This window comes from Blautia sp. Marseille-P3201T (genome assembly GCF_900120295.1).
GTDB lineage: Bacteria > Bacillota > Clostridia > Lachnospirales > Lachnospiraceae > Blautia.
Genome location: NZ_LT635468.1, coordinates 60,422 through 73,487, shown reverse-complemented (window position 1 = coordinate 73,487; position 13,066 = coordinate 60,422). Strand labels below are relative to the sequence as shown.

16 protein-coding genes are annotated in these 13,066 nt (G+C 37.2%); 14 read left to right on the top strand and 2 right to left on the bottom strand.

Annotation, left to right across the window (positions count from 1 at the left end):
• Nucleotides 1-121: 121 nt before the first annotated feature.
• Both BQ7352_RS03400 and BQ7352_RS03395 read right to left on the bottom strand, forming a co-directional pair.
• Complete coding sequence (locus BQ7352_RS03400; RefSeq protein ID WP_072446996.1) at nucleotides 122-487, bottom strand: hypothetical protein; 366 nt, start codon at nucleotides 485-487, stop codon at nucleotides 122-124.
• Between the two features lie 28 nt (nucleotides 488-515).
• Nucleotides 516-1,049 (bottom strand): helix-turn-helix domain-containing protein, encoded by a 534-nt coding sequence (locus BQ7352_RS03395; protein WP_072446993.1) that lies wholly within the window; start codon nucleotides 1,047-1,049, stop codon nucleotides 516-518.
• A 210-nt stretch (nucleotides 1,050-1,259) separates the two neighbouring features.
• On the opposite strand from BQ7352_RS03395, the gene BQ7352_RS03390 reads away from it, so the two are divergent.
• The 14 genes from BQ7352_RS03390 to BQ7352_RS03335 all read left to right on the top strand — a co-directional run bounded on the left by BQ7352_RS03390 (nucleotide 1,260) and on the right by BQ7352_RS03335 (nucleotide 13,043).
• The gene (locus BQ7352_RS03390) at nucleotides 1,260-1,451 is read left to right on the top strand and encodes a helix-turn-helix domain-containing protein (RefSeq protein WP_072446991.1); all 192 of its coding nucleotides are present in this window, start codon (nucleotides 1,260-1,262) and stop codon (nucleotides 1,449-1,451) included.
• A 13-nt stretch (nucleotides 1,452-1,464) separates the two neighbouring features.
• Nucleotides 1,465-2,517 carry a site-specific integrase gene (locus BQ7352_RS03385; RefSeq protein ID WP_072446989.1) on the top strand — a complete coding sequence of 351 codons (1,053 nt, stop codon included), beginning with the start codon at nucleotides 1,465-1,467 and terminating at the stop codon, nucleotides 2,515-2,517.
• Between the two features lie 19 nt (nucleotides 2,518-2,536).
• A complete protein-coding gene (locus BQ7352_RS14595; protein WP_200791362.1) occupies nucleotides 2,537-2,707 on the top strand; it encodes a hypothetical protein in 171 nt (56 codons plus the stop codon).
• Nucleotides 2,708-2,894: 187 nt separating this feature from the next.
• A complete protein-coding gene (locus BQ7352_RS03380; RefSeq protein WP_072446987.1) occupies nucleotides 2,895-3,569 on the top strand; it encodes a CHC2 zinc finger domain-containing protein in 675 nt (224 codons plus the stop codon).
• A complete protein-coding gene (locus BQ7352_RS03375) occupies nucleotides 3,514-4,851 on the top strand; it encodes a virulence-associated E family protein (protein ID WP_072446985.1) in 1,338 nt (445 codons plus the stop codon). The genes BQ7352_RS03380 and BQ7352_RS03375 overlap by 56 nt, the downstream gene beginning before the upstream one ends.
• A gap of 117 nt (nucleotides 4,852-4,968) precedes the next feature.
• On the top strand, nucleotides 4,969-5,196 hold the full coding sequence (locus tag BQ7352_RS03370) for a DUF5348 domain-containing protein (protein WP_072446982.1): 228 nt from the start codon (nucleotides 4,969-4,971) through the stop codon (nucleotides 5,194-5,196).
• A gap of 242 nt (nucleotides 5,197-5,438) precedes the next feature.
• The gene (locus BQ7352_RS14725; protein ID WP_242948513.1) at nucleotides 5,439-6,152 is read left to right on the top strand and encodes a plasmid recombination protein; all 714 of its coding nucleotides are present in this window, start codon (nucleotides 5,439-5,441) and stop codon (nucleotides 6,150-6,152) included.
• 2 nt (nucleotides 6,153-6,154) lie between these two features.
• Entirely contained in the window at nucleotides 6,155-6,853 is a 699-nt protein-coding gene (locus tag BQ7352_RS14720) for a hypothetical protein (protein ID WP_242948512.1), read from the top strand.
• A gap of 4 nt (nucleotides 6,854-6,857) precedes the next feature.
• Complete coding sequence (locus BQ7352_RS03360; protein WP_072446980.1) at nucleotides 6,858-7,229, top strand: TnpV protein; 372 nt, start codon at nucleotides 6,858-6,860, stop codon at nucleotides 7,227-7,229.
• Nucleotides 7,230-7,355: 126 nt separating this feature from the next.
• Entirely contained in the window at nucleotides 7,356-8,504 is a 1,149-nt protein-coding gene (gene dcm / locus BQ7352_RS03355; RefSeq protein ID WP_072446978.1) for a DNA (cytosine-5-)-methyltransferase, read from the top strand.
• Entirely contained in the window at nucleotides 8,505-9,677 is a 1,173-nt protein-coding gene (locus BQ7352_RS03350) for a type II restriction endonuclease (RefSeq protein ID WP_072446976.1), read from the top strand. It abuts the gene before it with no gap.
• A gap of 1 nt (nucleotide 9,678) precedes the next feature.
• On the top strand, nucleotides 9,679-10,128 hold the full coding sequence (locus BQ7352_RS03345; protein WP_072446974.1) for a very short patch repair endonuclease: 450 nt from the start codon (nucleotides 9,679-9,681) through the stop codon (nucleotides 10,126-10,128).
• A gap of 106 nt (nucleotides 10,129-10,234) precedes the next feature.
• A complete protein-coding gene (locus BQ7352_RS03340) occupies nucleotides 10,235-11,296 on the top strand; it encodes a nucleotidyltransferase domain-containing protein (RefSeq protein ID WP_072446972.1) in 1,062 nt (353 codons plus the stop codon).
• A gap of 1 nt (nucleotide 11,297) precedes the next feature.
• On the top strand, nucleotides 11,298-13,043 hold the full coding sequence (locus BQ7352_RS03335; protein WP_072446970.1) for a ThiF family adenylyltransferase: 1,746 nt from the start codon (nucleotides 11,298-11,300) through the stop codon (nucleotides 13,041-13,043).
• Nucleotides 13,044-13,066 lie beyond the last annotated feature (23 nt).

Below are 13,066 nucleotides of genomic sequence, written 5' to 3'. Positions count from 1 at the left end.
TGGAAATGTACAAAAGAGTGGAAAAGAATAACGAACAGTATAGAAAAACGGTTGCCGGGAGATTATCCTGACAACCGCTTGTGATAACAGAATGATAACAAAATATATAAATTCTGGCTTTTTAATACCAGGCAGACATTCCTTCTTTTAAAATTTTCCCGGAATTATAACTTTCTATGATTTTACTGATAGCATGATCTGCAAAAAAAGTTTTTGTAAGCGCAGTTGTTGCTGAAGGCCATTCTTCTTCGGTTAAAAGTGGAAGTCCTTCTTCTTTTCTCGTTTCATTAATAGAATTTCTGAGTTCATTTTGCTCATCTTCAGTAACAATATGGGAAAAATCATCATGTGCCATTTTCTGAATTTCTACAGTTTCATTTAATTTGTCAATTAGTATAATTCCATACATTTCATCTTCATTACCATTTGGAAAATACCAATAAGTAAGATATTGATCAGTTTCTTCAATTAATCTAAAAGTAACCATTTCGTCACACTTTCTATATATACTAAAATTAAGTTAGATCATAAACTCTGACAGTATTGCCCTCAGTGCCTTTTTTGATGATAGTATGACAACCTATCGTAGTTCCCATAGCACGCAGTTTCCATTCTTCTTGGGTAGCGTCCAGCTTATCCAGTTCTGCCTGTCTTTTATCTTCATCTTTAATAGCTAATATTTCAGCTTTTTCCTTTTCATAGACATTTTTAAATTGACACCATTTCCTGAAAAAGTCCTGCATTGTAGGATTATCGAATGTCAGTGAAACCTTCTGATCAGGTGTCTCAGCAAGTGAGAGGTTCACTGAATCATCAATAGAAAACAGCAGGGAGAGCACATCTCCGACTGTTTCAATATTAAAATCCAGAAAAACACTTACATTTAATCCCAGAGCAGTTGCTATCTTTTCTAACTGATCCGGTTTTGGATTCCGAATTCCCAGTTCATATTTTCTGATCGTTCCTACGTTAATGCCGGACAGCTCGGCTAACTGTATCTGACTGTATCCTCTAAATTCCCGGTATGCCCGGATTTTTTTACCTACCATAATGCTGCCTCCTTAATAATATTTGTGATTCTATTCTAGCACAAAAGTGAATGATACAAAAGAGTGAGATTTAACAAATTGCCGATACGCAAGCAATAGGTATGGAATGAAAAAAATAAATTCGCAAATGCTTATTGACAAATTCACAAAAGTGAATTATTATAAGAGAACAACAAAAGAGTCACAAAAGTGACTGGAAAGGAGGACGATATGAGAACTAATTATATGATGACCGTTGATGATGTCATGGAAGAATTAGGTGTGAAACGCAGTAAAGCTTATTCTATTCTGAAACAGCTCAATGATGAACTGGTAAAGGAAGGATATGTGGCAGTTCGTGGAAAGATTCCACGTCCCTACTGGGAAACAAAATTTTACGGATGCACTCAGAGAGCAGTGTGAAGGAGGTTTTTAGATGTCAGCTTACAAGGACAAAACACAGGGAACCTGGTATGTGAGCTTCCGCTATATTGACTGGACAGGTAAGAAAACGCAGAAGCTGAAAAGAGGGTTCAAGACAAAGAAAGAAGCATTGAATTATGAAAAGGAATTCATAAGAAAGACTGCGGCGGATATGAAAATGGAGATAAACAGTTTTATTCAAGTATATTTTGAAGATAAAAAGAATGAACTGAAAGAAAATTCAATCCGTAATAAGCAGCACATGATGAACAAGCACATTGTTCCATATTTTGGAACAAGAAAAATGAATGAGATCACACCGGCAGAAATTATCCAGTGGCAGAACACCATTCAGGAAAAAGGGTACAGCAAGACTTATGAGCGTATGATCCAGAATCAGTTAAATGCACTGTTTAATCATGCACAGAAAATTTACAATCTGAAGGAAAATCCATGTAAGAAAGTAAAAAAGATGGGGAAATCGGATGCAAATAAGCTGGAGTTCTGGACGAAAGCAGAATATGACAGATTTATCGCCGGGATTGAGCCGGGGAGTGAAGATTATCTGATATTTGAAATTCTGTTCTGGACAGGAATCAGGGAAGGAGAGCTTCTGGCATTGAGTCTTTCGGATTTTGATATGAGTGGAAATCTCCTGCATATCAATAAGACCTATAACCGGATCAAGAAAAGAGATGTGATTGATACTCCAAAAACAGAAAATTCGATCCGTACTATTGATATTCCCAATTTTCTTAAGGAAGAGGTACAGGAGTATGCAAAGAAGCATTATGGATTTCCGGAAGATCAGCGGTTGTTCCCGATTGTGGCGAGAACATTGCAGAAACGTCTCAAGAAATATGAAGCACTGACCGGTGTAAAACCAATCAGAGTGCACGATATCCGTCACAGCCATGTGGCATATCTGATCTACCAGGGCGTAGAACCACTGATTATCAAGGAAAGGCTGGGGCACAAAGATATTCAGATGACATTGAACACTTATGGGCATCTGTACCCGTCACAGCAGAAAAAAGTTGCTGAGATGCTGGACAATAAACGTTAATACGGAGGAAAAGAAGCAAATGAAAACAAAGAAAGTAGTCGGAAAAATATTTGATGCAATTAACTACAGCAAGAAGCTGAAAATAACTTCCATTTTACCGGATCGGGATTCAGATTATGTGATTCTTCTTGAATTAGAGGACGGAAGCAAATTTGAAATCATTATTATTCCTACAAGGAGATTTGTGTAAGGAGCAAAAGCTATGACTACTGACAGACAAAAAGAAAAAGCCCAGATAAAATATCTGAGCAAGTTCTCTGATAATCAGATTCACTGATATACCATCTTGGCAGATTAAGTATATCACGAATTGAAAGATACAACAATTCCCGAATATCTGTTCATCAGAGACTTGCCCGGAGGGGCAGGAGGTAGAAGTGACATTATTTGAACAGGTAAAAGGATGTGTGACAGCGAGACAGGCTGCGGTGCATTATGGGATTAAAGTAAAAAGAAATGGAATGGCATGTTGTCCGTTTCATAAAGACCGGCATCCAAGTATGAAGGCAGATAAAATATATCATTGCTTTGCATGTGGAGTGGGTGGCGATGCAATAGATTTTACAGCAAGGTTATTTGGAATATCACAGTATGAAGCTGCGAAAAAGCTGGTAGAAGATTTTGGACTGGATATTAAAGTTGAAAACAGAAGTAAATATGAAAGGACGCCCCGAAACAGGGCTATCTTAAAACAAAAGCAGTCGAAAGTTATGATGATCAGAGAAAAACTGGAACAGTGGTTGAAACATGCAACAGACGTGCTGATCAGATATCTGAAATGGATTCAGTTCTGGAAAGAGTTTTACAAACCAGAACCAGAAGAAGAGTGGCATGAATTATTTACGGAGGCATTGGCAAATGAAAGAAAGATAAATGACTATCTGGACGTGCTGATGTTTGGAACAGGAGAAGAAATTGTAGAATTTTTCAAAATGAAGAGAAGGGAGGTTGAAAAAATTGAAGAAAGAATTAACGAATATCAGCGAGAAGTCCTTGATGGAATTAGAAGATATTGTGAACGAGGAGATGCTTACAACAGAAGATGTCAATAATATGCTAGAGCATACGGATAAGGGAAGAACAAAGCAGACAATCAGAAACTGTGTAACGGTACTTCAAAATGATCCGGTACTGAAAAAAGCGATTAAACGAAATGAGCTTTCCGGAAGAATGGACATTGTAAAAGAGGTGCCATGGGAGCGGAGGAATAACAGTCCTACGGTTACAGATACTGATGAAAATAATCTGAAGATGTATCTGGAAGAAAATTATGAACTAACAAGTGAGCGTGTGATCAAAGCAGGAATAGATATTGTTTCCAATGAAAATAAATATCACCCAATCAGAGATTATCTGGAGAGTCTGGTCTGGGACGGAATTCCAAGAATAGAAAATATGCTTCCGCATTTCCTGGGAGCAGAAAAGAGCAAATACACAAACGGAGTAATGAAAATGCACATGCTGGCAGCGATTTCAAGAATTTATGAACCAGGAATAAAATATGACATTATGCTGTGCCTGGTTGGAAGTCAGGGAGCCGGAAAGTCTACGTTTTTCAAATATCTGGCGATAAAAGAAGAATGGTTCAGCGACAATCTGGATCATCTGGACGATGAAAATATTTACAGAAAACTGCAGAACCACTGGATTATCGAAATGGGAGAAATGAAGGCAACTATCACAGCAAAGAATATTGAACAGATAAAATCGTTTCTGAGCAGACAGAAAGAAACTTATAAAGTGCCTTATGAAGTTCACCCGGAAGACAGACCGAGACAGTGTGTATTTTGCGGAACATCAAATGATCTGAATTTTCTTCCTCTGGACAGAACCGGAAACAGACGATTTGCTCCGGTGATGACAGATATGTCGAAAGCAGAAGTTCATATTCTGGACAATGAGGCAGAGAGCAAAGCCTATATCGAACAGGCCTGGGCGGAAGCAATGGTGCTGTATCGACAGGGAAATGTGTTCTTAGGATTCACAAAGGAAATTGAAGAAGAGGCAAAGCGTCTGCAGAAGGAATTCATGCCGGAAGATACCAATGCCGGAATCATACAGGCATTTCTTGATGATTACGATGACGATTATGTATGTACCAGAATTCTGTTCGATGATGCATTACATCGAACTGGAGAAATGAAACAGTGGGAAGGCAAAGAGATTGCAAATATTATGAACAATGCGATTGAAGGCTGGAAACCACATGGTACACATCGGTTCGGAAAGGAGTATGGAATACAGCGTTCATGGAAACGGATGGAAGATTCTGTGAAGAAAGATAAAGACGGATTTATGGAAGTGCCGGAACAGTTAGAAATACCGTTTGAGTAAAGATTATTGTAAACGATGTAAACGGAACTTGAAGGAAAAACTTAAAAAGTTAACTTTTAAAATCTTTTGAGTCCCGTTTACAAATTCCGTTTACAGACTGGAAAGGAGCAGAAAATGATGAAACAGGGAAGATTAGGATATAACAGCAGCAATGGAAGATATGGATTATTATCATCAGACTTATGGATTGATACAGGATTTCACTGTGGAGAAGGACTGGAAGTGCTGGTAGGTGATGAATGGGTACAGACCAGAATGGAGATGAATCTGGCAAGAGAATGGTATCTGGTGGGGACATCTTATTGTGGAGATCTGGAATATGTGCAGGCAAGGATACCTGGATAAATAGGTCTATGATCCGCTTCGGCTGGTGTAAAGCAGACGTCCACCGGACGTTATGCCCCCGGCAGGGCGCAAGGGGACTTTTGATGGACGGTACGGCTGTCGAAAGTGCTTTTGCGTTACTTTTGACAAAAGTAACAAAACCGCCGTATCCGGCGAAAGTTTCTTAAATATCGCCATGTCTGGCGTAAATAAAAATTATGTGCCATATCTGGCACTCAAACAGAAAAGAGGTGAAAAAATTTATGATGAAACGGACAATCAGTGGCATGATCGGAGCCGGTTCACTGGCTCATAACAGACGGGATTTTGTAGCAGAGAATGTAGATCCGGACAGAGTACAATTGAATATTTGTTACCAGAATGAAAATCTGAAAGAAGTTTATAAGGAACTATTTGACGATGCTACGGAGAGATACAATGTCGGGAAAAGAAAGGACCGGCAAATTGCAAATTATTATGAAAAAATCCGACAGGGCAAACAGGAGAAGCTGTTCCATGAAGTAATATTCCAGATTGGTAATCGTGAGGATATGGCAGTGGGAACGTTAGAAGGAAATCTGGCTGTAAAGGTACTGGACGAATATGTGAAAGACTTCCAGAAACGGAATCCGACACTTCGGGTATTTAGCTGCTATCTGCATCAGGACGAAGCTACTCCGCATCTGCATATTGACTTTGTTCCTTATGTGACTAACTGGAAGGGAAAAGGAATGGATACCAGAGTTTCACTGAAGCAGGCATTGAAAAGTCTTGGATTTCAAGGTGGAAATAAGCATGATACAGAACTGAATCAGTGGATAAATCATGAAAAGGAAGTGCTGGCTGAAATTGCAAAACAGCATGGAATTGAGTGGGAACAGAAAGGCACACATGAAGAACATCTGGATGTTTACAATTTCAAGAAAAAAGAACGCAAAAAGGAAGTGCAGGAACTGGAGCAGGAAAAAAAAATCTGACAGTGGAGAATAAGGGACTGACTTCTCAGGTTGCAGAAGCAAGAGCAGACATTAAGCTGCTGGAAGAAGAAAAAATTCAGTTCCAGAAAGATAAAGAAACAGCGGAAAAACGTGCGAAGAAAGCAGAAACAGAATTGAAAAAACTGGAGGACAGAAGAGAATTCCTGCAACCGGTGATGGATAATGTCAGCAAGGAAATAAAAGAGTATGGAATGATTAAAACATTTCTTCCGGAAGCTACAGCATTGGAACGTGCGGTAACTTACCGGGATAAGAAAATAAAACCATTATTCATTGAAATGAAAAACAAAATCGGTGCGATGGCTGCACTGGTGAAAGAACTCACAAGAGAAAGAGATAGTTGGAAAAGTAAGTTTCAGAAGAAAAAGCAAGAGCATGAAAAAACAAAAAAGGAACTGGCAGAAGTTCAGAAAGATTATCAGAAATTGTCTGGTGAGAAAGAAATACTGCAGGGAATTGCAGACAGGTATAACCGACTTTTACGCATGTTGGGGAAAGATATGGTAGAACGACTGGTGCAGGACGATATCCGGATGCAGACGGAATTTGAAGCGAAAAAACAGAAAGAGCAGATGCCGAAAAAAATAGGTGACCGTATACAATGGGCAAGAGAACGAAGTGAAGAACACAATGCAAAAATTAAGAAGAATAAAGCAAAGTACAGAGGAATGGAGTTGTAAGAATATGAAGAAACAGATTTATGATGAAAAGAACGGACTGAACTACACACTGCATGGAGATTATTATCTGCCAGATTTGGAAATCAATGAGGAAGAACCTACATATGGGAAGTATGGAATAATGCGAAAACAGTTTCTGAAGGAGCACCGGAGTGCAAGGTATCAGTATTTGGTACTGACCGGGAAATTGACGGAACATCTGAATCAGGTTGATAAAGAAGTAAGAGAAAAAGTTGAGATGTTGGTAGAACAGATGGCTGAACAGTGGGGAGTGACGGAAGAACTAAAGAGGCAGAAACAGATGGAATGGGTGAGGAGGATGAATAATATTAAGAATATTGCAGAAGAAAGTGTTATGAAAATTATATATTCATAGTAGTGGATAATCAATAAAAGGGAAAAAGCAAACGAAAGTATGTTCGTATTTTCGCTTGCTTTTTAAATTGCATTAGAGTATAATAGGGAAAAAACAGGTATAAATATATTCCCAGGAGTGATGAGAATGAGACAGGTACATATAAGAGTAGACGATGAGTTATATAATGAATTGAATTCTTATTCAGAAAAGAATGAACTGAGTATGCAGGACTGTGTTAGAGAAGCAGTAGCATATTATATGAGTGATGTAAAAAAGAAGAAGAATACAGGAAAAGAGAAAAAATTTACATTTATTGATCTTTTTGCCGGGATTGGTGGTATGCGTATTGCATTTGACCGGGCCGGCGGTCAATGTGTTTATTCGAGTGAATGGAACAAATACAGTCAGCAGACCTATTTTGCAAATTTTGGAGAACAGCCGGAAGGGGATATTACAAAAGTTAATGCTGCAGATATTCCGGATCATGACATTCTGGTTGCCGGATTTCCGTGTCAGCCTTTTTCAATAGCCGGGGTATCAAAGAAAAACAGTATGGGAAGAGCTACTGGATTTGAGGATAAAACACAGGGCACATTGTTTTTTGATGTCTGCAGGATATTGAAAGAAAAAAGACCAAAAGCATTTATGCTTGAAAATGTTAAAAATTTATGCAGCCATGATAAAGGAAGAACTTTTCAGGTAATCAGAGAGTCACTGGAAGAGTTGGACTATGAAATTTTCTATAAAGTTCTGGATGGACAGAATTATGTTCCTCAGCACAGAGAGAGAATATTAATTGTAGGATTTGACAGAGAACGCTATGGAGATAAAATTGATTTTGAGTTTAATCTTACACCACATGTTCCAAAACCTGTTATGAGAGATATTCTTGATGAAGAGGTTGCAGATAAATACACATTGTCTGATAAATTGTGGACATATCTGCAGAATTACGCAGCAAAGCATCGGGCAGCCGGTAATGGGTTTGGATATGGAATAGCACCTTTGGATGGAGTGTCCCGGACATTGAGTGCTAGGTATTACAAAGATGGATCGGAAGTGCTTATTGCACAGGAAGGAAAGAATCCGAGAAGGTTGACTCCGAGAGAATGTGCAAGATTGCAGGGATTCCCGGATACATTTAAGATTCCTGTTTCGGATACACAGGCATATAAGCAATTTGGAAACTCTGTAGTCGTTCCATTAATGGGAGAAGTTGCAAAACTGATAGTTAACAACATTGAAACAATGGATAATGAGAAAGAACAGGATATACAGAGGAAGGTGATTTAAATGTCAGTAGGCTATGCGGAAATTGCGATAACATCAGTGTTAAACAGTGAAAAAAGCTTTTGCAAATTTCTTTCGGCAAATGATACAGGTGCGACCGGTGCTCATCAGTCGGGAATCCTGATTTCAAAAACTGCGATGGAAATGTTGTTCTCCAGAGAACAGCTTGAACAGGAGGGAATACCTAAAAGGACTGTAAAAATAAAATGGCAGAATGATTTTGAAACGGAAAGCTGTTTTACTTATTATGCAAGTAAAAACGAACTTAGAATAACAAGATTTGGACGAGGATTTCCGTTCCTGCATATAAATCAGACAGGTTCGTTGTTTGTTTTTACAAAACAGGCAGAAGAAAACTACAGTGGATATTTCTTGGATACAGAAGAGGAAATTGAGGAATTTCTTAATGCGTTTGGCATCAGTCCGACAGAAACAAACAGTTTGATAAATGTTGAAAATGTCCGGGCAGAAGCACAGGAACAAATAGCAATTCAGGAATTTATAGCAAATCTTGAGGTGGATTTTCCAACGTCAGAAGAAATGTCAGCTACTGCAAGATATATACAGGACAGAGCTTATGATCATATTGAATATATACAGACAAATCCGGACAGGAAAATAATTGACTGGACTAATATGGAGTATACGCTGTTTCGTGCTCTGGAGTATGCAAGATATGGAGACATTATAACTAAGGGATTTTCAGATGTGGATGAATTTGTAAAAGTTGCAAATATGGTCTTGAACAGAAGAAAGAGCAGAGCAGGAAAAAGTCTTGAACATCATCTTGCTGCGATATTTGATGGAAATGCCATTCAGTATTCAGCTCAGGCGGTGACAGAAGGAAACAAGAAACCAGATTTTATATTTCCTTCAGGAGAGGCATACCATAACAGCAGTTTTGATATTCAGAAACTGGTAACGCTTGCAGCTAAAACTACATGTAAAGATCGTTGGAGACAGGTCTTGAATGAGGCGAACAGATTAAAAGATTCACCCAAATATCTTTGTACGTTACAACAGGGAATCTCAGGAGCACAGATGGATGAGATGCAGGCTGAAAATGTAGTATTAGTAGTTCCGGAACCATATATTGTATCTTATCCGAAAGACAGACGGGACAGAATCTGGACCATTGCACGTTTTGTGAAGTATATACAGGAAATCGAGGGATAATATGGACATCAAGAGTCCAGAAGAACGTAGCAAAAATATGGCAGCGATACATTCCAAGAATACGAAGCCGGAAATATATCTGAGAAAATTATTGTTTGCCAGAGGTTACAGATATGGCGTGAATTCAAAAAGTGTGCCGGGGCATCCGGATATATACATGAGAAAATACAATACAGCAATTTTTGTACATGGGTGTTTCTGGCACAGGCACGAGGGATGCAAATATGCTTACATGCCAAAATCAAGGGTAGAATTCTGGCAGAAAAAGTTTGACGCAAATATAAAGAGGGATGAATATGTTCGAAAAGAATTGATGCGTAAAAAAGTCAAAGTAGTAATTGTGTGGGAATGCACAATAAAGAAAATGAAAAAAGATGAAGAATTCCGAGAAGATAAATTGCATCAACTGGAGGATTATTTGCAGAATGAACAATATAGCTTGGAGATTTGAAAAAAAAATTCAGTGATTAGTGTAACTTGTTTTAATCGGAAAAGAATGATATACTGATAATTATCAGCACTCAACAAAAGAGAGTGCTAAGGAAGGAGCGCGGAAAATGAGTTTGCAGACATATTTTAAAGAATTTAACAAAGTAATAAAAATGGATTATGACGTTAAAAGTGAACTGAAAGAAAAAAGAGATATTTTATTAGGTATATTAAGAAATGATGACGATATGCCTGCATTTGATGAGTACAATCAGGGAAGTTATAGTATGCATCTGGGGGTTGAACCACTGGATAAAGAATATGATATAGATGTAGGTTTACGTTTTCATGTTAATCGTGATGATTATGAACCAATGGACCTGAAAGAGAAAATAAGAGATCTGTTAAAAAATCATACTGAGTACGGCGCAAAAATAAAAAAACCATGTGTGACAGTAACATACAAGAAAGATGGCGAAGCTGCATATCATGTGGATTTAGTTACTTACGTTTATGAAGACAAAGATGATTCTGACAGTCAGTTATATCTTGCACGTGGAAAAAACAGGGATTCAGAAGAAACATGCTGGGAGAAATCTGATCCGGTCGGGCTTGTAGAATATGTTAATGATAAATATAAAGGTGATGATAACAAAGAAGATCGCGAACAATTTCGCAGAGTAGTAAGATATATAAAACGTTGGAAAAATAAGAAATTCAGTAGTTCGGGAAATGCAGAACCACCAAGCATAGCAATTACGTTAATTGCTGTAGATCATTTTGAAGCTTCAAAAAAATATGATTATATAGAAGAAAAATATTGTTATGATGATTTACAGGCTGTGATTAGTTTTGCAAAAGAAATTCAAAAGCTGTTTGTGTTTAAAGAAGTGAATGAAAATGGACGATTAATATATACTATAGAATACAATTTGCCTTCTTCATTGAACTTTGAATCCGATGTTAATCTCTTCAGAAAGATGTCAGATAATTATATGACAGATTTTAAAGAAAAGATTGATGATTTGGTTGATGATCTGGAAGCTGTAAAAAGTGAAACAGATGAAGTGGAACAGTGTAAGATGCTGAGTAAAATTTTTGGAGATGATTTCCCGATTCCGGAAAAGAAAAATGCAGCCAAAAAACAAATGAATTTTATACCTTCAACAAGTGCATCAGGAGTAGATTAAGATGTTTTCACCAGAAGAACTCAAACGAATCTTACAGGAAAGTGATGTTATAAAAAATGTAAGCATTATAAAAGAGGCTAAATTATTTGAAAATGTCTATCAGACAGTTTTGCAGGGAGAACTGGTAATAAATGAAAGAGAATCGTTTGTTGTATATATAGCAGTTCCGGAAAAATGGTATAGAGATTTAGTGGATATATATGTTGCAGATTATAATGAACTTGTTTATATGCCGCATATAGATAATAAAGGAAAACTGTGTTTGTTTGAAACGGAAGGTATTTTGATAGATCAGAATTTACTTGGAATTATGATGCAATCATTATTGCGTGCACAGACAATTTTAAAACAAGGTTTTTCTGGAGAAAATAAAAACGATTTTATAAATGAATTTGAATTATACTGGGCTCAACTGAAAGATTGCAGAATTGCACATTTGGCAGTGGAAACAGATAGAAAAAATCGTATCGTAAAAGGGGGCATTAAAAAAAGTTCCAAAAGGAAAAAAGAAAAACAGATAGAGTATATAAAGAGATGCAAAAAAGCACCGATTTATATTGGAGAAAATGTTGAAAGTTTAAAACGTTGGAATCTGGAAAAAACGCCGGTCATGAATATAGCATATTTTGTAATATATTCTGAAAAATATATTTTTCCACCGGACATAAGAAAAAAACTGTCGATAGATTATTTGAATGCTCTTTTACATTTTGTGCCGGAGGGAGAACTTGCTTCAATTATGCCACGTTCTCGACAAGATAGAATTGTTGTGTTTGAAATTCATCAGCCATCAGGACAGACACATCTTGTAGGAATGTATATAAAAGGTGGCATGTTAAAAGAGACTTCTCTGGAAAAAGTAGAAGAACTGCAGCCGTTGCTTATGGAAAGAGCTGATAAAAAGTTTTTGATGAAGCGTGTAACAGAACAGGACAGCGAAAACTATAAAAACAGAATACTTATAATAGGCTGCGGTTCGATTGGTGGACATGTTATATGCGAGCTCGCAAAAGCAGGATATGAGGATCTTACTATTGTTGATTATGAGAAGTTGACGGAAGAAAATATATTCAGGCATGTGTTGGGAATGGAATATGTTAATCGTTACAAGTGCGAAGCTTTGAACACATATATACAAAAAAATATTCCGGAAGTAAAGATAACGACGTTGGCGGAAAGAATTGAAGATGCAATTACAGAAGAAGATATTAATTTTGAAGACTATAATCTGATTATCTCAGCGGCAGGAAATCATAATTTAAATCGTTGGATTAATTCATGGATACAAAATAACAAAATCAAAGTGCCGGTTGTTTATTTGTGGAATGAAGTATATGGTATTGGAAATCATGCTGCATATATAAAATATGGAAATTGTGGATGTTATGAGTGTTTTTTTGACCGGGATGAAGAAACAGGAGAACTATATGACAAAACATCGTACTGCATGAGGGGACAGATTATAACGGAAAGTGCGGGAGGGTGTGGAAAGACTTACGTGCCATATGGAAATTTGGTTTCACTAAAAACAATGTTACTTTGTTTAAAGATGGTCAAAAATATTTTTGAAGAAAACCTCGATGACAATTTACTGATATCTTTAAAAGGAGATAGTGACTATCTGGAAAAACATAATCTGGAAACATCTGGCCGATATTTGCGACAACAGGAACAGATTAAAATATTGACTGGTAAGCAATTTGTAAATATTAATTGTGGTGTATGTAATGATTGTAACGGAAAGTAAAAACAGAAAAATAAAGATATGCG

Excerpts from the sequence above, each read along its gene's own strand:
- BQ7352_RS03360 (WP_072446980.1), top strand. The coding sequence starts at position 6,858 with ATGAAGAAACAGATTTATGATGAAAAGAACGGACTGAACTACACACTG.
- dcm (WP_072446978.1), top strand. The coding sequence starts at position 7,356 with ATGAGACAGGTACATATAAGAGTAGACGATGAGTTATATAATGAATTG.
- BQ7352_RS03395 (WP_072446993.1), bottom strand. The coding sequence starts at position 1,049 with ATGGTAGGTAAAAAAATCCGGGCATACCGGGAATTTAGAGGATACAGT.
- BQ7352_RS03345 (WP_072446974.1), top strand. The coding sequence starts at position 9,679 with ATGGACATCAAGAGTCCAGAAGAACGTAGCAAAAATATGGCAGCGATA.
- BQ7352_RS14595 (WP_200791362.1), top strand. The coding sequence starts at position 2,537 with ATGAAAACAAAGAAAGTAGTCGGAAAAATATTTGATGCAATTAACTAC.
- BQ7352_RS03400 (WP_072446996.1), bottom strand. The coding sequence starts at position 487 with ATGGTTACTTTTAGATTAATTGAAGAAACTGATCAATATCTTACTTAT.
- BQ7352_RS03370 (WP_072446982.1), top strand. The coding sequence starts at position 4,969 with ATGAAACAGGGAAGATTAGGATATAACAGCAGCAATGGAAGATATGGA.
- BQ7352_RS03340 (WP_072446972.1), top strand. The coding sequence starts at position 10,235 with ATGAGTTTGCAGACATATTTTAAAGAATTTAACAAAGTAATAAAAATG.
- BQ7352_RS03385 (WP_072446989.1), top strand. The coding sequence starts at position 1,465 with ATGTCAGCTTACAAGGACAAAACACAGGGAACCTGGTATGTGAGCTTC.
- BQ7352_RS03335 (WP_072446970.1), top strand. The coding sequence starts at position 11,298 with ATGTTTTCACCAGAAGAACTCAAACGAATCTTACAGGAAAGTGATGTT.
- BQ7352_RS14725 (WP_242948513.1), top strand. The coding sequence starts at position 5,439 with ATGATGAAACGGACAATCAGTGGCATGATCGGAGCCGGTTCACTGGCT.
- BQ7352_RS03375 (WP_072446985.1), top strand. The coding sequence starts at position 3,514 with ATGGAATTAGAAGATATTGTGAACGAGGAGATGCTTACAACAGAAGAT.
- BQ7352_RS03390 (WP_072446991.1), top strand. The coding sequence starts at position 1,260 with ATGAGAACTAATTATATGATGACCGTTGATGATGTCATGGAAGAATTA.
- BQ7352_RS03350 (WP_072446976.1), top strand. The coding sequence starts at position 8,505 with ATGTCAGTAGGCTATGCGGAAATTGCGATAACATCAGTGTTAAACAGT.